At 74.4% G+C, this 19,150-nt stretch carries 15 protein-coding genes; 7 read left to right on the top strand and 8 right to left on the bottom strand.

Features of this window, described 5'->3' with window-relative positions; all coding sequences use genetic code 11:
* Window positions 1–4 precede the first annotated feature (4 nt).
* Together ACTMS0_RS06935 and ACTMS0_RS06930 are read right to left on the bottom strand one after the other, a co-directional pair.
* Window positions 5–3,046 carry a bifunctional [glutamine synthetase] adenylyltransferase/[glutamine synthetase]-adenylyl-L-tyrosine phosphorylase gene (locus tag ACTMS0_RS06935; RefSeq protein ID WP_441154265.1) on the bottom strand — a complete coding sequence of 1,014 codons (3,042 nt, stop codon included), beginning with the start codon at window positions 3,044–3,046 and terminating at the stop codon, window positions 5–7.
* Complete coding sequence (locus tag ACTMS0_RS06930; RefSeq protein WP_441154264.1) at window positions 3,046–3,810, bottom strand: type 1 glutamine amidotransferase; 765 nt, start codon at window positions 3,808–3,810, stop codon at window positions 3,046–3,048. Before ACTMS0_RS06930 ends, ACTMS0_RS06935 begins: the two co-directional genes overlap by 1 nt.
* A 53-nt stretch (window positions 3,811–3,863) precedes the next feature.
* Here ACTMS0_RS06930 and ACTMS0_RS06925 point away from each other — a divergent pair, with 53 nt between their 5' ends.
* Together ACTMS0_RS06925 and ACTMS0_RS06920 are read left to right on the top strand one after the other, a co-directional pair.
* On the top strand, window positions 3,864–4,793 hold the full coding sequence (locus tag ACTMS0_RS06925) for a S66 peptidase family protein (RefSeq protein WP_441154263.1): 930 nt from the start codon (window positions 3,864–3,866) through the stop codon (window positions 4,791–4,793).
* 135 nt (window positions 4,794–4,928) lie between these two features.
* Window positions 4,929–5,399: a hypothetical protein gene (locus tag ACTMS0_RS06920; RefSeq protein ID WP_441154262.1), complete on the top strand. Its 471-nt coding sequence runs from the start codon at window positions 4,929–4,931 to the stop codon at window positions 5,397–5,399.
* 170 nt (window positions 5,400–5,569) lie between these two features.
* Here ACTMS0_RS06920 and ACTMS0_RS06915 read toward each other — a convergent pair whose 3' ends face one another.
* A complete protein-coding gene (locus tag ACTMS0_RS06915) occupies window positions 5,570–5,995 on the bottom strand; it encodes a DUF350 domain-containing protein (protein ID WP_441154261.1) in 426 nt (141 codons plus the stop codon).
* Window positions 5,996–6,090: 95 nt separating this feature from the next.
* A complete protein-coding gene (gene glnA, locus ACTMS0_RS06910; protein ID WP_441154260.1) occupies window positions 6,091–7,440 on the bottom strand; it encodes a type I glutamate--ammonia ligase in 1,350 nt (449 codons plus the stop codon).
* A gap of 212 nt (window positions 7,441–7,652) precedes the next feature.
* Between glnA and ACTMS0_RS06905 the strand changes: the two genes are divergently transcribed.
* The 4 genes from ACTMS0_RS06905 (at window position 7,653) to ACTMS0_RS06890 (ending at window position 13,643) form a co-directional block, all read left to right on the top strand.
* On the top strand, window positions 7,653–9,413 hold the full coding sequence (locus ACTMS0_RS06905; RefSeq protein ID WP_441154259.1) for an NAD+ synthase: 1,761 nt from the start codon (window positions 7,653–7,655) through the stop codon (window positions 9,411–9,413).
* Between the two features lie 171 nt (window positions 9,414–9,584).
* Entirely contained in the window at window positions 9,585–10,430 is an 846-nt protein-coding gene (gene panB / locus ACTMS0_RS06900) for a 3-methyl-2-oxobutanoate hydroxymethyltransferase (RefSeq protein WP_441154258.1), read from the top strand.
* Window positions 10,431–10,888: 458 nt separating this feature from the next.
* Window positions 10,889–12,262, top strand: a complete 1,374-nt coding sequence (locus tag ACTMS0_RS06895; RefSeq protein WP_441154257.1) for a DUF222 domain-containing protein — start codon at window positions 10,889–10,891, stop codon at window positions 12,260–12,262.
* A gap of 724 nt (window positions 12,263–12,986) precedes the next feature.
* A complete protein-coding gene (locus ACTMS0_RS06890; RefSeq protein ID WP_441154256.1) occupies window positions 12,987–13,643 on the top strand; it encodes a class I SAM-dependent methyltransferase in 657 nt (218 codons plus the stop codon).
* A 280-nt stretch (window positions 13,644–13,923) separates the two neighbouring features.
* On the opposite strand, the gene npdG is transcribed toward ACTMS0_RS06890, so the two are convergent.
* From npdG to ACTMS0_RS06870, 4 genes are all read right to left on the bottom strand, one after another.
* Entirely contained in the window at window positions 13,924–14,622 is a 699-nt protein-coding gene (npdG, locus tag ACTMS0_RS06885) for an NADPH-dependent F420 reductase (protein ID WP_441154255.1), read from the bottom strand.
* Between the two features lie 221 nt (window positions 14,623–14,843).
* On the bottom strand, window positions 14,844–16,277 hold the full coding sequence (locus ACTMS0_RS06880) for an RNB domain-containing ribonuclease (RefSeq protein ID WP_441154254.1): 1,434 nt from the start codon (window positions 16,275–16,277) through the stop codon (window positions 14,844–14,846).
* 262 nt (window positions 16,278–16,539) lie between these two features.
* Window positions 16,540–17,370: a histone gene (locus ACTMS0_RS06875; RefSeq protein WP_441154253.1), complete on the bottom strand. Its 831-nt coding sequence runs from the start codon at window positions 17,368–17,370 to the stop codon at window positions 16,540–16,542.
* A gap of 76 nt (window positions 17,371–17,446) precedes the next feature.
* Window positions 17,447–17,650 carry a hypothetical protein gene (locus ACTMS0_RS06870; protein ID WP_441154252.1) on the bottom strand — a complete coding sequence of 68 codons (204 nt, stop codon included), beginning with the start codon at window positions 17,648–17,650 and terminating at the stop codon, window positions 17,447–17,449.
* A 219-nt stretch (window positions 17,651–17,869) separates the two neighbouring features.
* Between ACTMS0_RS06870 and ACTMS0_RS06865 the strand changes: the two genes are divergently transcribed.
* Window positions 17,870–19,135: a M48 family metalloprotease gene (locus ACTMS0_RS06865; RefSeq protein ID WP_441154251.1), complete on the top strand. Its 1,266-nt coding sequence runs from the start codon at window positions 17,870–17,872 to the stop codon at window positions 19,133–19,135.
* Window positions 19,136–19,150 lie beyond the last annotated feature (15 nt).

Genomic DNA, 19,150 nt, shown 5'->3' with positions numbered 1-19,150 from the left:
GGCCTCAGCTCTCCAGCACCCGCTCCATCGCGGCGCGGGAGCGGCGGCCGGTCCGCAGGTACTCGTCGAGGAACTCGCCCGGGTCGTCGCGGCCGAGCAGCCGCACCACGCCGGCCAGCTCCACCCCGTGCCGGGGGAGCTGGTCGCCGACGCGGCCCCGCACCAGCATCAGCGCGTTGCGGACCTGCGCGGCCAGGGTCCACCCGGCCGCCATCGCCTCGGCGTCCGCCGGATCGACCAGGCCCGCGTCCCGCGCGGCCGCGAGGGCGTCGAGCGTACGCGTCCCGCGCAGCGCCGGCAGTCGCCCGGCGTGCCGGAGCTGGAGCAGTTGCACCGCCCACTCGACGTCGGACAGCCCGCCCCGGCCGAGCTTGGTGTGGGTGGCCGGGTCGGCGCCCCGGGGCAGCCGCTCGGTCTCCACCCGGGCCTTGATCCGACGGATCTCGACGACCTGCTCGCGGGTCAGCCCGTCGGCCGGGTACCGGACCGGGTCGATCATCGCCTCGAACTCGGTGCCCAGGTCGGCGTCGCCGCAGACGAACCGGGCCCGCAGCAGCGCCTGCGCCTCCCACACCTTCGACCAGCGGGCGTAGTACTGGGCGTACGCGGCGAGGCTGCGCACCAGCGGCCCCTGCCGGCCCTCGGGACGCAGGTCGGCGTCGACGCCCAGCGCCGGGTCGGGGGCGGGCATGCCGAGCAGCCGGCGCAGCTCCTCGGCGATCGCGTGGGCGGCGGCGCTGGCCGCGCTCTCGCTGACGCCCTCCGGCGGGTCGTAGACGAACAGCACGTCGGCGTCGGAGAGGTAGTTCGACTCGTACCCGCCGAGCCGGCCCATGCCGATCACCGCGAACCGCAGGCCCGGCAGCGGCGGTTTAGGGGCTGTCGACGAGCGGGCGGTCCGCAGGGCGGCGGCCAGGGTGGCGTCGGTCACGTCGGCCAGCGCGGTGCCCACGGCGGTCACGTCGGCGAGGCCTGGCGTGGCCCGCCCCTCGGCACGGGGTGGGGACGGCGCCAGCGACCCGGCGCGGCTCAGCACGTCGGCGCAGGCCAGCCGGACCAGCTCCCGGCGGCGCAGCGCGCGGACCGCCCGGGTCGCCTCGACCGGGTCGTCGGCGTGCCGGGCCGCCGCCGCCGCGAAGCCCTCGCAGAGCACGTCCCGGGAGCGCGGGGTCAGCTCGCTCTCCTCGGCGAGCAGGCGCAGCGCCTCCGGCTCGCGGGCGAGCAGGTCGGCCGCGTACCGGGAGGAGGACAGCACCCGGGCGAGGCGGCGGGCGACCGGCCCGGTGTCGCGCAGCAGGCGCAGGTACCAGGGGGTGCTGCCGAGCTTGTCGGAGACCTGGCGGTAGTTGAGCAGCCCGCGGTCCGGCTCGGGGGCGTCGGCGAACTCGCTGAGCAGCACCGGCAGCAGGGTGCGCTGGATGGCGGCGGTGCGGCTGACCCCGCCGGTGAGGGCCTGGAGGTGCCGTAGCGCCCCGGCGGGGTCGGCGAAGCCCAGGATCTCCAGCCGGTTGCGCGCCGCCTCGGGGGTGAGCCGCAGCCCGTCGGCGGGGACCCGGGCGACCGACTCCAGCAGCGGCCGGTAGAGCAGCTTGGCGTGCAGCCGGCGTACCTCGGTGGCGTGGGTGACCCACTCGGCGCGGAACTCCTCGACGGCGCTGCGGCCCGGGGTGGCCGCGTAGTCGAGCGCGGCGGCCAGCCAGCGCAGCGCGGCCGGGTCGGTCGGCACCGTGTGGGTCCGGCGCAGGCCCTGGAGCTGGAGCCGGTGCTCGACGGCGCGCAGGAAGCGGTAGCCGCGCAGCAGCGCCTCCCCGTCGGCCCGCCCCACGTAGCCGCCGGCGACCAACGCCCGCAGCGCCGGGATCGTGCCGGGCACCCGCAGCGTCTCGTCACCGCGGCCGTGCACCAGTTGCAGCAGCTGCACCGCGAACTCGATGTCGCGCAGCCCGCCCGGGCCGCGCTTGATCTCGCGTTCCAGCTCCTTCGGCGGGACGTTGTCGATGATCTTGCGGCGCATGGCGCGGACGTCCTCGACCGCCTGCGGCCGCTCCGCGGCCGTCCAGACCAGCGGGGCGAGCTGGTCGATCCACTCGCGGCCCAGCGCCCGGTCCCCGGCCGCCGGCCGGGCCTTGAGCAGCGCCTGGAACTCCCAGGTACGCGCCCAGCGCCGGTAGTAGGCGAGATGGCTGGCGAGCGTCCGCACCAGCGGGCCCCGGTTGCCCTCGGGGCGCAGCGCGGCGTCGACCGGCCAGGCGACCAGCCCGCAGACGTGGATCAGCCGGGTGGCGACCGTGGTGGCCGCCGGGAGGTCGTCGTCCTCGGCCCCCACGAAGATGACGTCGACGTCGGAGACGTAGTTCAGCTCGTCCCCGCCGCACTTGCCCATCGCCACCACGGCGAGCCGCGGCCGGGGCGTACCCTCCGGCAGCTCCCCCACGGCGATCTCGTACGCGGCGGCGAGCGTCGCGTCGGCCAGCGCGGACAGCGCCGCCATCGTCTGCTCCAGCCCGCGGCCGCCGGTCAGGTCGGCCGCCGCGATCCGCAGCAACGCCAGGCGGTACGCGGTCCGCAGCACCGCGATCGGCTGCCCCTCGCCGGTCAGGTCGAGCCGACCGTCGGCGGGCGGTGCCAGCCCGTCCGGGGCGGTACGCAGGGCCGTCCACTGGTCGGGGTTCGCGACCAGGTGGTCGCCGAGCGCCGAGGAGGCACCGAGCACGGCGACGAGGCGCCGCCGCAGGCCCGGGTCGTCGTGCAGCGCGGCGAGCAGGGCGGACCCGGTGCCGATGCCCGCCGAGCCGTTGCCGTTGCCCGCCGTGCGGCGCTCGGCCTCGACCAGCCGGTGGAGCTGGCGCAGCGCCAGGTCTGGGTCGGCGGCCCGGGACAGCGCGGTGAGCAGTTCCGTCGCCGGCTCGTCGGCCGGCTCCTGGGTGTCCGGCCGCCACAGGCCCAGCCCGTCGGGGCCGAGCAGGTCGGCGGCGCGGGAACCGCCGTCGCCGGCGCCGAACCCGTACCGGGCGAGCCGCCCAGCGGCCCTGGTCGGCCGGCTCATCAGTGCCCGAGCAGGGGCAGGCTGCGGCGGGTGCCCTCGTCCAGCTCGCCGAGGGCCAGGGCCGCGAAGCGCGCCGCGAACGGCTGCCACACCTCCTCGACGTCGACCATCACCGCGTCGCAGGCGGCCACCACCACCTCCGGGTCGTAGCCCAGCTCGGCGAGAATCGTCGAGTCGTTGGCCCAGTCGGCGATCATCGCGGTGTCGCACTCGATGTGGAACTGGAGGCCCCAGGCCCGGTCGCCGAGGCGGAACGCCTGGTGCGGGTAGCGGGTGGAGGCGGCGAGCAGGGTCGCGCCGGCGGGCAGCTCGGTGATCTCGTCGGAGTGCCACTGGAGCACGTCCGGGATCAGCGGGACGTACCGGAAGAGCGGGTCCGCCTCGGCGGCGTCGCGGCGGCCCACGACGCCGGGGCCGACCTCCGGCCCGGACGGGCTGCGCTCGACGGCGCCGGCGTGCGCGGTGGCGAGAAGCTGCGCGCCGAGGCAGATGCCCAAGGTGGGCACGCGGTACCGGACGGCCTTGCGCAGCAGCGCCTCCACCCGGGGGAACCAGGGCGCCCCGGGCGAGCCGTCGGCCAGCGGATACGCCTGCTGCTCGCCGCCGAGCACCACCAGCGCCGAGTACCCCTCCAGGTCGGCCGGCAGGTCGTCACCGGCGTGCGGCCGGACCACCCACAGGTCCAGGCCGGCCTCGGTCAGCCACTCCCCCAGCCGGCGCGCGTCGTCCGTCGGGTCGTTCTCGATCACCAGCGCGGTTGCCACGCCGTCGAGGCTATCCGGTACGCGAGCCGAAGAGCTGGTTAGGCTCGGCGACTGTGATCATCGACGAGGTCGTCCGTCCCCCGGCGCTGCGCCCCGGCGACACGGTCATGCTCGTGTCGCCATCCGGGCCGACCCGACCGGAGCGGGTGGCCCGGGGCGTCGAGCTGCTCACCGGCTGGGGGCTGCGGCCGGTCCCCGCCCCGAACGCGTACGCCCGGCAGGGCTACCTGGCCGGCGCCGACGAGCTGCGGGCGGCGGACCTGAACGCCGCGTTCGCCGATCCGGAGGTGCGCGGGATCATCTGCACCCGCGGCGGCTACGGCGCCCAGCGGGTGGTCGACGCGATCGACATGGCGGCCGTACGCCGGGACCCGAAGGTGGTGGCCGGTTTCTCCGACATCACCGCCCTCCAGTTCGCGCTCTGGCGGGGCGCCCGGCTGGCCGGGGTGCACGGGCCCGGGGCGGCCTGGCGGGACGAGCGGACGACGCTGGACTCGGCGCAGTCGCTGCACGCCGCGTTGATGACCACCGAGCCGGTGACGGTGGCGGCCCGCGACGGGGAGGAGACCTTCGGCGTACGGGTGCCGGGCCGGGCCACCGGCCGGCTGCTCGGCGGCAACCTGTGCCTGATCGTGGCGTCGCTCGGCACCCCGGACATGCCGGACCTGACCGGGGCGGTGCTCCTCGTCGAGGAGGTGCAGGAACCGCCGTACAAGATCGACCGGATGCTCACCCAGCTCCGCCGGGCCGGCGTGCTCGACCGCGTCGCGGGGGTGGCGGTCGGGCAGTTCACCGACTGCGCGGACGGGTGGGCGGTGGACGTCGCCGACGTCCTGACCGACCGGCTCGGCGACCTCGGCGTCCCGGTTCTCGGGGGCCTTCCGGTCGGTCACGGGGTCGGGCAGCTCACCGTCCCGGTCGGCACCGAGGCGGTCCTCGACGCCGACGCCGGCACCCTCACGGTCTCCCCCGCCGTCCGCTGACCGCCCCGCGCGGCCGGCCTGTCCGGGTGACCGGCACCGATTGCCAGCTTGCTCATAGGCTCGCCACTGGTCTCCCTCAGCCGCCCTGGCCACCGTCGGTGAGGTCATCACACCACCGACGAGTTGGAGGACGACATGTCCCGCACGATTCGCAAGAAGCACCTGCTGGCCGGGCTCGCCGCCGCGGGCGTGCTCGGCGTGGGGGTCGCGGCGCCGACCGTGGCGCTGGCCGCCGACAACACCTCGCCCTCGCCGAGCGCCAGCGCCAGCGCCAGCGCCAGCGACGACACGGACCGGCAGCAGCAGCGGGCCGACCGGCAGGCGGAGTTCGCCGAGGCGTTCGCGAAGGAGCTGGGCGTCCCGACCGACAAGGTGACGGCCGCGCTGGAGAAGCTGCGCGAGCAGCGCAAGGACGACCGGCCCGAGCGGCCGGACGCCGCCGACCGGCAGGCCGCGCTGAAGGAGCGGCTGGACCAGGCGGTCGAGGACGGCAAGCTCACCCAGGAGCAGGCCGACGCGATCATCGCCGCGGCCGAGGCCGGGGTCTTCCCGGGACCGGGCGGGCGCGGCGGCCACGGCGGACCGGGCGGCTTCGGCGGCAAGTGAGCGAGGCGCCGTCCGCCCCGGCAGCGCGGCCGGGGCGGACCGCGTCGTGCCGTCACGGGACGCTGTCCACACGGCGTGTCGACGAGATGCGTCGACACGTCGGCACCGCAGGCCGCGACCCGTCCGAGATGGACGGCGGCCGGGGCGCCATCCGGGTCGGGATGGGACCGTCAGGCGATGCAGGCGCAGACGATCAGGGCGGCGCCGAAGTGCGTGGCGGCGCTGACCCGGGCGGCCGGGTGCGGCTCGTCGGAGCAGATGATCTCGCCCAGCTTGCCCGGGGTGAGCAGGTCGAGCACGAAGAACGCCAGCGCCATGATGCCGAGGCCGACCAGGCCGAAGAGCACCGTCGAGGCCAGCCCCTTGGCGAAGTCGCTGTAGCTGGTCAGGATCGCGGTGAACACGATCCCGGCGATGCCGAGCTGGTTGGCGGCGAGCAGCAGTGCGGCGTTGCCGTTGCGGCGCTCCCAGATCAGTTCCCGCAACCGACCGGGAGTGAGCATGTCGACCAGGACGAACCCGGCCGCCATCAGGCCCACGCCGACGACCCCGAACACCACGCTCTGCCAGGCACCGCTGAGCAGATCCTCCAGCACCGAAACGCCTCCCGACCTCCGGCGCCCGGCAGGGGTACGGGCGCGGTGATCGAGACGATAGCGGCACCGCGCCCGGCGGGCGATCCCCCGGTTCTCTAGAGCGAGAGGTAGCGCTGCCGCTCGTACGGGGTGACCTCGCGGCGGTACTGCTCCCACTCGGCCCGTTTGTTGCGCAGGAAGAAGTCGAAGACGTGCTCGCCGAGCACCTCGGCGACCAGTTCGCTGCCGGCCATCACGTCGATCGCCTCGGACAGGTTCTCCGGCAGCGGCTCGTACCCCATCGCCCGCCGCTCGGCGCTGGTCAGCGACCAGACGTCGTCCTCGGCGCCCGGCGGCAGCTCGTACCCCTCCTCGATGCCCTTCATCCCGGCGCCGAGCAGCACCGCGAAGGCCAGGTACGGGTTGGCCGCCGAGTCGAGCGACCGGACCTCCACCCGGGCCGAGTTCGGCTTGCCGTACGCCGGGACGCGGACCAGCGCGGACCGGTTCAGGTGGCCCCAGCAGACGTACGCGGGGCTCTCGGTCACCCGGTCCGGCAGGGCCTGCGGGAACAGCCGCTTGTACGAGTTGACCCACTGGTTGGTGACCGCCGTGTACTCGCGGGCGTGCACGAGCAGGCCGGCGATGAACGCGCGGGCCACCTTGGACAGCTTCATCGGGTCACCGGCGTCGTGGAACGCGTTGCGCTCTCCCTCGAACAGCGACAGGTGGGTGTGCATGCCGCTGCCCGGCTGGTCGGTGAACGGCTTCGGCATGAAGGTGGCCTGCACGCCGGTGGAGAGCGCCACCTCCTTGACCACGTGCCGGAAGGTCATGATGTTGTCGGCGGTGGTCAGCGCGTCGGCGTAGCGCAGGTCGATCTCCTGCTGGCCGGGGGCGACCTCGTGGTGGCTGAACTCGACCGAGATGCCGATCCGCTCCAGCGCGAGCACCCCCTGGCGGCGGAAGTCCCGCGCGACCGCGTGGGTGGTGTGCTCGAAGTAGCCGCCCGTGTCGACCGGGGTGGGCACCGAGCCGTCCATCGCGCCGTTCTCCAGCAGGAAGAACTCGATCTCGGGGTGGGTGTAGAAGGTGAAGCCCTTCTCCGCTGCCTTGGACAGCGCCCGGCGCAGCACGTGCCGCGGGTCGGCCCAGGACGGGCTGCCGTCGGGGAGCAGGATGTCGCAGAACATCCGGGCGCTCTCGCCGCTGACCCCGCCCTCGAACGGGAACACCTGGAACGTGGTCGGGTCGGGCATGGCGACCATGTCGGACTCGAAGACCCGGGCGAAGCCCTCGATCGCCGAGCCGTCGAACCCGATGCCCTCCTCGAAGGCCGCTTCCAGCTCGGCGGGCGCCACCGACACGCTCTTCAGCGTGCCCAGCACGTCCGTGAACCACAGCCGGACGAACCGGATGTCCCGCTCTTCCAGCGTACGGAGGACGAACTCCTGCTGACGGTCCACTTCCACCCCTCGCGACACTGTTGTCCGCCTTCGACCGGGCTCGACCCGGCCTGACCGACCAGTCTCCACCTGCCTCGTTACGCCGACGTTACGCGACCCTGCCGGCGCTCGTCCCGCCCAGTCCCACCCCGGTGCCGGCCCCCCGTCGGGGGTGGCCGCCGTCTCCCCCGGCGGACCGTGTCGGGCCGCGGTGGCTGGGGCAAGATGAGGACATGCCCAGCCTGCGTATCGCCCTCTGCCAGGTCAACCCGACCGTCGGCGACCTCACCGGCAACGCCACGCTGATCCGGGAGTGGACCCGGCGCGCCGCCGACGCCGGCGCTCAACTGGTCGCGTTCCCGGAGATGATGCTGACCGGCTACCCGGTCGAGGACCTGGTCTTCCGCCGGTCCTTCGTGGCGGCGTCGAAGGCGGCGGTGGAGCGGCTCGCGGCCGACCTCGCCGCGGACGGCCTGGGCGACCTGCCGGTGCTCGTCGGTTACCTCGACGCGGACGGGCCGCCGCAGGTGAGCGGCGACGCGCAGCCGGGTCACGGCGCGCGCAACGCCGCCGCCCTGCTGCACGGCGGCGGGACCGTCGCCACCTACTTCAAGCACCACCTGCCGAACTACGGGGTCTTCGACGAGGACCGGTACTTCGTCCCCGGGGACATGCTGACCGTGGTCCGGATCGGCGGGGTCGACGTCGCGCTGACCATCTGCGAGGACCTGTGGCAGGCCGGAGGCCCGTTCGCCGCCGCCGGCCAGGCCGGCGTCGGCCTGGTCCTCAACATCAACGGCTCGCCGTACGAGCTGAACAAGGACGACATCCGGCTGCCGCTGGTCCGCCGCCGGGCCGCCGAGGCCCGGGCCCCCATCGCGTACGTCAACATGATCGGTGGTCAGGACGAGCTGGTCTTCGAGGGCGACTCGATGATCGTGGCGGCGGACGGGACGCTGCTGGCCCGGGCGCCGCAGTTCGTCGAGCACCTGCTCGTGCACGACGTGGAGCTGGCCGAGACGGCGCCCCACGCCGGGGATGACGCCCAGCTTGCCGACGGGCTGCGGGTGGTCCGCCGTACCGTCGGATCGCTGCCGGCCGCGCCCGCGGGCCCGGCGGCGACGGGCGGCGTCATCGAGCCGGTGGCCGACGAGGCCGAGGTGTGGCAGGCGCTGGTGCTGGGCCTGCGCGACTACGTCAACAAGAACCGGTTCCCCTCGGTGGTGCTCGGCCTCTCCGGCGGCATCGACTCGGCGGTCTGCGCGGCCTTGGCGGTCGATGCGCTCGGCGCCGACCGCGTGGTCGGGGTGTCGCTGCCGAGCCAGCACTCCTCCGAGCACTCCCGCGAGGACGCGGCGGAGCTGGCCAAGCGCACCGGCCTGGACTACCGGGTCGAGCCGATCCAGCCGATGGTCGACACGTTCCTGGCCAACATGTCGCTGTCCGGCGTCTCGGTGGAGAACCTGCAGGCCCGGGTCCGCGGGGTGATCCTCATGGCCCTGTCGAACCAGGAGGGCCACCTGGTGCTGACCACCGGCAACAAGAGCGAGCTGGGAGTCGGCTACTCCACCCTCTACGGCGACTCGGTGGGCGGCTTCAACCCGGTGAAGGACGTCTGGAAGACGTTGATCTGGCGGCTGGCCACGTGGCGCAACGCGGACGCCGCCCGGCGCGGGGAGACCGCGCCGATCCCGGAGAACTCCATCGGCAAGCCGCCGTCGGCCGAGCTGAGCCCCGGACAGCTCGACAGCGACACCCTCCCCGACTACGACGTGCTCGACCCGATCCTGATCGGGTACGTCGACGGCGACCTGGGCCGGGACGGGCTCATCGAGTCCGGCCACGACCCGGCGGTGGTGGACCGGGTGCTGCGGATGGTGGATACCGCCGAGTACAAGCGGCGCCAGTCCGCCCCCGGCACGAAGATCTCCATGAAGGCGTTCGGGCGGGACCGCCGGCTACCGATCACCAATCGCTGGCGGGAGAACGGCTGACGCCCGCGGGGCGGGCGCTCACGCGGCGGGCGCGCGGCGGGCGCTCGCGGGTCGGGCGCCCGCGGTCGGGAGTGAAATCCTCCACTGGCCTCTGCCGCCGCCCGGCGTCCGGTGCGACGATCGCGGCGGAACCCGGGGACCGCGTACGCGGCCTCGAGGAAGGAGAGAACCATGGTGGAATCCACCCCGCCCGAGGTGACCGCCCTCTACGGCGGACCGGCGACCCGGCGGGTCCGCACCCGCGACCTCCTCGCCGCCAAGGAGCGCGGCGAGCGGTGGCCGATGCTCACGTCGTACGACCAGTACACGGCGGCCATCTTCGACGCCGCCGGCATTCCGGTGCTGCTGGTCGGCGACTCGGCCGCGAACAACGTCTTCGGTTACGAGACGACCCTGCCGGTGACCGCCGAGGAGCTGCTGCCACTGGTCCGGGCGGTGGTCCGGGCCACCCGGCAGGCGCTGGTCGTCGGCGACCTGCCGTTCGGCTCGTACGAGGAGGGGCCGACGCAGGCCCTGCGCACCGCCGTCCGGTTCATGAAGGAGGGCGGCTGCCACGCGGTGAAGCTGGAGGGCGGCCGGCGCTGCGCCGAGCAGATCGCCGCCATCGTCGGCGCCGGCATCCCGGTGATGGCGCACATCGGCTTCACCCCGCAGAGCGAGCACACCCTCGGCGGGTACCGGGTGCAGGGCCGCGGCGACGCCGCCGACGAGGTGATCGCCGACGCGCGGGCGGTGGCCGAGGCGGGCGCCTTCGCGGTGGTGCTGGAGATGGTGCCCGGCGAGGTGGCCAAGCGGATCACCCACGAGCTGAGCATCCCGACTGTGGGCATCGGTGCCGGCCCGGACACCGACGCCCAGGTGCTCGTCTGGCAGGACATGGCCGGCCTGCGTACCGGAAAGGCGCCGCGCTTCGTGAAGCGCTACGCCGACCTGGCCGGTGCGCTGACCGACGCGACCCTCCGCTTCGCCGACGAGGTCCGCGGCGGGGAGTTCCCCGCCGCCGAGCACACCTTCTAGGGGTACGGGAGGCCTCCTGCCGAACCCTCACGGAGGCAGGGGGCCTTCTCCTCGGCCGGCGAGCGGCCGATGCCCTCAGTCCCGTCGCCAGGCGTGGCCCTGGTCGTGGGGTTGTTGGCGGCGATGGTTGTACCTGCCCGATCCCAAAACGGCCCCTAAATCCTCGACATCGCTCCCTGCGCGCCTCCACGCGCCGGATCTCCACGCGCCGGTCTCTGCGCTCCACTTCGGTCTCGGTCTCGCCGTTCCGGGCTTCAACTCCGGCTCTGCGCCCCCTCCCGGCTCCCCGCTCCCCCTCCGGCTCCGGGGGTCCCGGCTCCCCCCTCCCGGCTCGCGGCTCGCGGCCCGCGGCCCGCGGCTCACGGCTCGTGGCTCGTGGCTCGTGGCTCGTGGCTCGTGGCTCGTGGCTCGTGGCTCGTGACCCCGGAATTGTCGTACACGTGTTCTAGCGTGGTGGGGTGATCGAGGAGCTGACGCGGGCGGAGGTCGCGACGCGGTCGTGCATGGACGCGGCCGTGTGGGCGATGCCCGGCGAGCAGCTCATCGACGCTCTGGATGTGGTGCACCGGTTGGAGCAGCGGCTGGTTGCGGTGAAGTTGTCGCTGGTGCGGGAGTTGGACGGTCGGGGCACGGCGGTGGCGCAGGGTGCGACGTCGACCGCGGTGTGGCTGCGTGACCGGCTGCGGCTCACTGTGCCGGCGGCCCGCCGCCTGGTCGCCCTGGCCGGCGCGCTGGACGCCGAGCCGGTCGCGCTTCGCGAGGCGCTCGCCGACGGTCGGATCGACGCCGAGCAGGCCCGGGTCATCACGGAGACCACCGCCACCGTCCGCACCGAAGCCAGCCCCGACGCCGCTCAGCAGGCTGCCGACCTTCTGATCGATTGGGCCGGCCAGTTCGACCCCACCGCACTACGCCGACTCGGTGCCCGCATCCTCGACCACGTGGCACCCGAGATCGCGGAAGCCGCCGCCGCACGCGCCCTGGACGCCGAGGCGGCCCGGACCGAGCGCGACCGCCACCTCACCCTCTCCCACCGACGCGACGGCCGCCTCCGACTCACCGGCACCCTCGACACCGAAACCGCAGCCCTGCTCCGCGCCGCCATCGAACCGCTGACCACCCCCACCGGGCCCGACGACGCCCGCTCCCCCGGCCAACGCCGCCACGACGCACTGGGTGACGTCTGCCGACTCGCCCTGCGCACCGGCGACCTACCCGAACACGGCGGCGACCCCGCCCAGATCGTCGTCACCACCACCTACGACACCCTCACCGCGCACCTCGGCGCCGGCACTCTCGACACCGGCCTCACCCTCACCCCGGAGACGGTCCGCCGGCTCGCCTGCGACGCCGCCCTACTCCCCGCCGTCCTCGGCGGCACCGGCCAGATCCTCGACCTCGGCCGCCAACGCCGCCTCATCACCGGCCCACTCCGGCGAGCCCTCGTCCTACGCGACCGCGGCTGCGCCTTCCCCGGCTGCGACCGCCCACCCCGCTGGTGCGAAGGCCACCACCTCCAACACTGGGCCGACGGCGGCGACACCAGCCTCGCCAACGCCGTCCTGCTCTGCCGCCATCACCACCGCCAAATCCACCACCACAACTGGCAGGTCCGGCTAGCCGCCGACGGGCACCCGGAATTCCTCCCACCCACCTGGCTCGACCCCCAGCAACACCCCCGCCGCAACCACCACCACACAAGCCCACGCGTCGTGCCACCCGCCGCTCCCAGCGGCCCCCACACCGCAACCACCGTCGCACCCACCACCACGGCGAGACGGGCCCAGACACGACCACCGGGCCGACCACCCACCAACTCCCGACCACCGTGACCATCGCCGAACCCACGTCATCTACCCAGGGGCCCTCCCGCAGGCTCGGACGGACGCCCACACTCCCGCGTGTGCCCGCGAGACCGCCGGGGATCGCCACCAGCGGGCTCGGTGCCGCTGGCGGACCTCGGCACCCCACCAACGGACTCGGTGCCCCTGGCGGACCTCGGCACCCCACCAACGGACTCGGTGCCCCTGGCGGACCTCGGCACCCCACCAACGGACTCGGTGCCCCTGGCGGACCTCGGCACCCCACCAACGGACTCGGTGCCCCTGGCGGACCTCGGCACCCCACCAACGGACTCGGTGCCCCTGGCGGACCTCGGCACCCCACCAACGGACTCGGTGCCCCTGGCGGACCTCGGCATCGCCACCGGCGGACTCGGTGCCCCTGGCGGACCTCGGCATCGCCACCGGCGGACTCGGTGCCCCTGGCGGACCTCGGGCTTCCATCGACGCCCGATTCCCCGCTGCTCACGGCAGCACCGGAGGTGCGGGCTCGGTGCCGCTGGCGGCCTCGGCTTCCACCGACACCCCGATCCGCCGCGCTCTCGGCAGACACCGGAGGTGTGGTTGCAGACCCCGCTCATCACCACGCGCAGGCCGGCGGGCGCATGCTCGACGGACGGGCGGGCCCGTGGCAGGTGACCGGGCGGGGTCGGCCTGCTCGACCCGCCACCGCGACAGCCGCGCCGAGGGCCGGGGGGCGTTAGCCTCCACCACCATGCCGGACGCCTCATTCCTCGACGCCACCCGTGATTCCTACGACGCGACGGCCGTCGAGTACGCCGAAATGGTCGCCACGGAGCTGGACCAGCGGCCGCTCGACCGCGCGCTGCTGGCAGCCTTCGCCGAACTGGTCCGCGCCAACGGTGCCGGTCCCGTCGCGGATGTCGGCTGCGGTCCGGGCCGGGTCACCACCCTGCTGCACGACCTGGACCTGGACGCGTTCGGTGTGGACCTTTCGCCCGGAATGGTGGAGGTGGCCCGGCGTGCCTACCCGCACCTGCGGTTCGAGATCGGCTCGATGCTCGCCCTGGACCTGCCGGACGCGGCCCTCGGCGGGCTGCTCGCGTACTACTCGGTCATCCACGTGCCGCGCGACCGGTGGCCCGAGGTGTTCGCCGAGTTTCACCGCGTCCTCGCACCGGGCGGCCCGCTGATGCTCGTCTTCCAGGTCGGCGACGACCTCTACCACCGCGATGAGGCCTTCGGCAAGCCGATCCGCCTGGACTGGTACCGGCACCGCCCGGACCAGGTGGCTCACCTGCTGCGCGACTCGGGCTTCGAGATGTGGGTGACGGCGGTGAAGGAGGCCGAGGGGACCGAACGAACCCCGCAGGCCGTCCTCATCGCGCGCAAGCCCGCTGGGGCGGCGTAGGTCCCCGCGCGGAGCTGCCGCGACCCTGCGCGGTAGGGAATCTCACCGGCACTGCGCAGGTCCGGGGCGGAGCTGCCGCGTGCGAAGGGAAAGCCCGGCAGGACGGTGTAGGTCGCGGTGCGGACGTGCCGCGACCGCGCGCGGCACGGGAAGGCCACCGGCCGGTGGTCCCGCCGGCCGGGAACAAACTGGCCCGGCGGTCGTCGCAGACCACGGTGGATCCTCCTGGGCCCACCACGCGCGGCCGGGCTGGACGGGCCGCCAGGACCCGGCGATGCCGTCAGAGGTCGGTGACGCGGATGCCGGCGTGGGCCTTGTAGCGCTTGTTGATGGCGATCAGGTTCGCGGTGAGCGCCTCGACCTGGTGGGCGTTGCGCAGGCGGCCCGCGTAGATGCCGCGCATGCCCGGGATCCGGGCGGCGAGGGCGCCGACGATGTCGACCAGCTCCCGCTCCTCGGTGCAGATCAGCACGTCGAGCTCGATGCGGTCGATCTCCGGGTCGGCCAGGAGCGGGGCGCTGACGTGGTTGAACGCGGCGCACACCCGGGAGTCGGGCAGCAGGGCGGCGGCCTGCTGGACGGCGCTGCCTTCCTCGACGGTCAGGGCGTACGGGCCCTGCTTGTCGAAGCCGAGCGGATTGACGCAGTCGACCACGATCTTGCCGGCGAGGGGCTCGGCGAGCGCCGCGACGGTGGCCGCGTGGCCGTCCCACGGCACGGCGATGATGACGACGTCGCTGCGCCGCGCGACCTCCTCGTTGCCGGCTCCGGCGACGCTGGCACCGGCGGCGATCCCGGGAAGACTCGCGATCTCCTCGGCGGACTGGGCGGCCCGCTCCGCCGACCGGGATCCGATCAGCACGGTGTGGCCGGCGCGAGCGAACCGGTAGGCGAGACCCCGCCCCTGGTCGCCGGTGCCGCCGATGATGCCGACGGTGAGCCCGGACACGTCGGGCAGGTTGCTCGCGTCGTAAGCCATGGCGACATCCTCGCAAACCCGCCGGCCCGGCAGCAGCGGCAGGCGCTGTGACAAACCCCGCTACCGACGCCACCGAAGCACGCAGGGTCGCACGGTGCACGGCACGACGGTACTGGGCGGCACGCGGGCTACAGCCGCCGCAGATCGACGCAGGAGCGCGGACGCGACGGTGGCCCCGCCCCGGCTCGCGCCGACGTGCTCCGTCCGCGGAACCGGTGCCGTCAGGCGCGCTCGAAGGCCACCGTGCGGGTGGTGGGGTCGGCGGTGACGAGGCGGACGCGGATCCGTTCGCCGAGCGGAAGTTCGCCGACGCAGCGGGCGCGGACCGGCGGGTCGTCCAGGGCCACCGTCCCGCCGGGCGGGCGGCCGGGGCGGGACCGGCCGTTCGGGGGCGAGTCGACGTCCAGCACCGCCGCGTCGAAGGTCTCCCCGACCCGGTGCTCCAGCAGCACCGCCTCGGCGAGTTCGATGGCGCCGCGGGTGGCGGCCGAGGCGGTGCGGTCGGTCGCCGCCATCACCTCGGGCAGCTTCGGCAGCGCGGACCGCGCCCAGTCGGGTACGTCGCGGCCGTCTTGCAGGGCCAGACAGACCTCGGTGGCGTACCGGTCGGCCAGGCGCCGCAACGGCGCCGTGACATGGGCGTACGCGGCCGCGACGCCGCCGTGCTCCGGCTGCTCCGGGAGGGTGCCGGCAAAGGCGGTGTACGCGGCGCCGCGCATCAGCTCGGCCGCCTGGTCGATGAACGCCGCCGCCCGGGGCTGCGTCGGGTCCAGCCCGGCGATCACCTCACCGGGGCCCGCCCCGTCCGGCCAGGTCACGCCCAGCGGGGCGGCCGCAGCCCGCAGCCGCTCCACCGCCTCCGGCTTCGGCGCCGGCATCGTACGCAGCAGGCCGATCCGCCCGGCGAGCATGATGTCGGCGGCCGCCATCCCGGTCAGCAGCGAGATCTGGGCGTTGTGCTCCTCCAGCGGCACCGGCCCGCGCAGCACCAGCCGCCAGCCGTCGCCGTCGGGCTCCACGTCCTGCTCCGGTAGCGGCAGGTTGATGGCGCCCCGGCGCAGGCCGCGCGCGGTCAGCACGGCGCCGATGCGGGGCAGCAGGGCGATGGGCTCCGGCAACCGACCCGCGTCGGCGGCCACCTGGACGCCGGCGTAGTCGAGCTGCGCCCGGCTACGAACCAGTGCCCGCTCCATGCGGACGGCGGTCGTCGCACCGTCGCCGTCCAGGTCGATCGTCCACACGACCGCCGCGCGGTCGACGTCCGGCAGCAGGCTGGCCGCTCCCTCGCTCAGCGTCTCGGGGTGCAGCGGCACGCTGCCGTCGGGCAGATAGATGGTCTGCCCGCGCCGCCACGTCTCCTCCTCCAGCGCCCCGCCGGAGCGGACGTGGGCGGCGACGTCGGCGATCGCGTACGTGACCCGGAAGCCGCCGCCAGCGCGGCGCGCGAGGTGCATCGCCTGGTCGAGGTCCCGGGAGCCGGCGGGGTCGATGGTGACGAACGGGACGTCCGTGCGGTCCACCGCCGGTCGGGGCGGGTCGGCCGCCGCGGCGTCCGCCTCGCGCTGCGCCGCGGCGGGGAATCCGTCCGGGAGGTCCAGTTCGCGGCGCAGCGCGCCGAAGTCGATGCGGGGCGCGAGGACGCGTCGGATCACCACGGGGTCCATCCTGACAGCGCCCGGCCCGAACCGCTGTCCGGCAACACCGGGCACCCGCGCTCGTCGCCACGCGAACGCCGTCACGCCGGAACCCCCCGCGCCCGCCGCTCGCCGACCGGGACCGGCTCGTCCGGTACCGCTGCGGCGATCTCGTCGATGACTACGAGGGCGTCGACTGGCACGAGCCTGCCGCCGCCGTGACACCCGATCGCCTGGCGCGCCGGGGCAGGGGGCGACGAGGCGTACCGCCCGTGGGCGTGGGTCAGCCGGCCGCCTTGCGGGCGACGGCCCGCGTACCCCGGGTGGTGGTGGACCGGGCGGCGGCCGAGCGGGCGGGCGCCTTCCGGGCGGTGGCCGTGCGGGCCGTGGTCTTGGCCGCGGTGGTCTTCCGCGCCGGGGCCTTCTTCGCCACCGTGGTCGTCTTCTTGGCGGTGACCTTCTTGGCGGGCGCCTTCTTCGCCGCGGCCGTCCGCGCGGTGGCGGTCGGACGGGTCGGGGTGGCCTTCTTGGCGGGGGCCTTCTTCGCGGGAGCCTTCTTCGCCGCGGTCTTCTTGGCCGTCGCGGTGGTCTTCTTCGCGGCCGAGGTGACCTTGCGGGTGGCGGGCCCCGCCTTCGCGGGGGCCTTCTTCGCCGCGGTGGCGGCCTTGGTCCGCGCGGAGGTGGTCCTCTTCGCGGCCGTGCTCTTGGCCGCGGCGGTGGTCTTCTTCGCGGTCGTGGTGGTCTTCCTCGCCGCGGCGGTCGTCTTCTTCGCCGCGGCCGTGGTCCTCTTCGTGGCGGGGGCCTTCTTCGCCGCCGCGGGGGCTTTCCTCGCCGTGGTGCCGGCCTTCTTCGCGGCAGGGGCCTTCTTGGCGGGGGCCTTCTTCGCGGGGGCCTTCTTCGCGGGGGCCTTCTTGGCGGGGGCCTTCGCGGCGGTGGTCTTCTTCGCCGGGGCCCGGCCGGCGCCGCCGGCCACCTTGGTGGCCGGGGCCTTCTTCGCCGCCGTCGAGGACGCCCGCGCCGTCCGTGTCGCCCCCGCGCTGCGCTCCGCCGCGGCGGTCTTCTTCGCGGCGGTACGACGGGCGGCCGGGCGGGTGGCCTGCTGTGCTACGGCCATCTCGGTTTCCCTCCTTGGGGACGTGCCCGCACCCTCGCAGAGCACGCGGTACCTCGACGCGGGCCTCCCGCGCCGCCTATCTGCCCTCCCCGGCCCAGCGGGCGTCCTCGGCGTCCCATGCTTCGTTGCGCTCCCGCACCTGCTGCAGCGCGTTCTCGGCGTCGGCGGCTGAGGCGTACGGCCCGAGAACGTGCCGGGCGGGGCACACGTCGGCATCGGTCTCGACCCGGTGGTGTCGGGTGCACCAGTAGTAGTGCCCCCCGATTCCGCTGTCGCTCATGGGATCACTGTGCACCGCGATCCACCCGGCCGCCACCGGAACACCGCAAGTCGCCGATGATCTCCACAGTAGACGTGCTCTCGACCGTAGGGGGCACGAACAGCGAAAACAGTCATCCACGGGACTGGGCGAGGCCACCACCCGCCCACCCGCCGACCCTGGAGCATCGGCTGAATGGCCGGTACCGCCGCGGAGAGCCCGTCGGCACAATCGGCGCTCATGATCGACACGACGGCCGTCGACGGCACATGCCCGCGGTGCGGCACGGCCGCGGTCTCCCAGCTCGACGCAGTGCCGTGGTGCCCGTCGTGCGAGTGGAACCTGGAGGCGTACGACGAGGAGCGCAGGGGCCCAGTCTTCGGCTGGCGGTGGTTGGACCGCCGCCTGCACCACCTCGCCTACCGGATGACCCGTCGGCAGTTCGACCGGCTGCTGGGGCGCCGGCTCGGTGCCACCGGTGCGGGCGCGGCGACCGTTGTCACCGCAGCCGCGTCCGTGGTGCTGTTCCTCGGGGTGGTGGCCCTCGCCGGCACCGGGGTCTGGTTGATCGTCGGCTTTCCCTTCCCGAGCCCGTCGATCCTGCTGGCCGTACCGCTGCTCGCCCTGGCCGTCGGACTGCGGCCCCGGTTCGGTCGGCTCGACCCGCACGCGGAGGTCCTGTCCCGCGACCGCGCCGCCGAACTGTTCGGGCTGGTGGACGAGGTGGCGCGGGCGGTGGGCGCCCCGGCACCCGACGTGATCGCGGTGGACGACCACCTGAACGCGTACGCGCAGACGGTCGGCGTCCGTCGCCGCCGGGTGCTGTGTCTCGGGCTGCCGTACTGGGGGTCCCTCGGCCCGCAGGAACGGGTCGCCCTGCTGGGGCACGAGTTGGGGCACTTCATCAACGGCGACCCGCGGCGCGCGCTGCTCACCCAGCCCGCGTTCACCACGCTCGGATCGGCGGCGGACCTGCTCCGCCCGGCACCGTCGGCCGAACACGGTCTCATCGAGATGATCGCCGCGGCCCTCGGACGGATGCTCCAGCGGCTCCTGTCCCGTCTGCTGTTCGCACTGCACCTGGTTCTCGTGTGCGTCGCGCTGCGGGACAGCCAACGGGCCGAGTACCTCGCCGACGAGATGTCCGCGAAGGCGGCGGGGACGACGGCCGCGACAGACCTGCTGGACGTCACACTGCGGGTCGAGTCGATGGAGCTCGCCGTACGCCGGGAGGCGCGGGCGGGGCACGGGCCGCAGCGGTGGCAGGCGGCGGTCGCCGAGGCGCGGGTGGCCAACGCCGGCCGGCTGCCGCAGTTGCGGCAGCTGTCGGCCCGCGAGGAGGCGTCGCTGTTCTCCTCCCACCCGCCCACCGGCCTGCGCCGGCTGATGCTCGACGGCCGGGAGCGGTACGAACCGGCCGTGGTGCTCACCGAGGAGCGGTCCGCCCGCATCGACGCGGAGCTGGCGAAGGAGTACCAGAAGGTGCTCCGGATCCTCGCCTGGTGAGCCGGGTTAAGGTCG

Origin of the sequence: Micromonospora sp. H33 (assembly GCF_052068455.1) — a bacterium.
In the GTDB taxonomy this organism is placed as follows: Bacteria; Actinomycetota; Actinomycetes; order Mycobacteriales; family Micromonosporaceae; genus Micromonospora.
The sequence above is the reverse complement of the archived record's forward strand: the minus strand, read 5'-3'. Positions and strand labels throughout refer to the sequence as shown.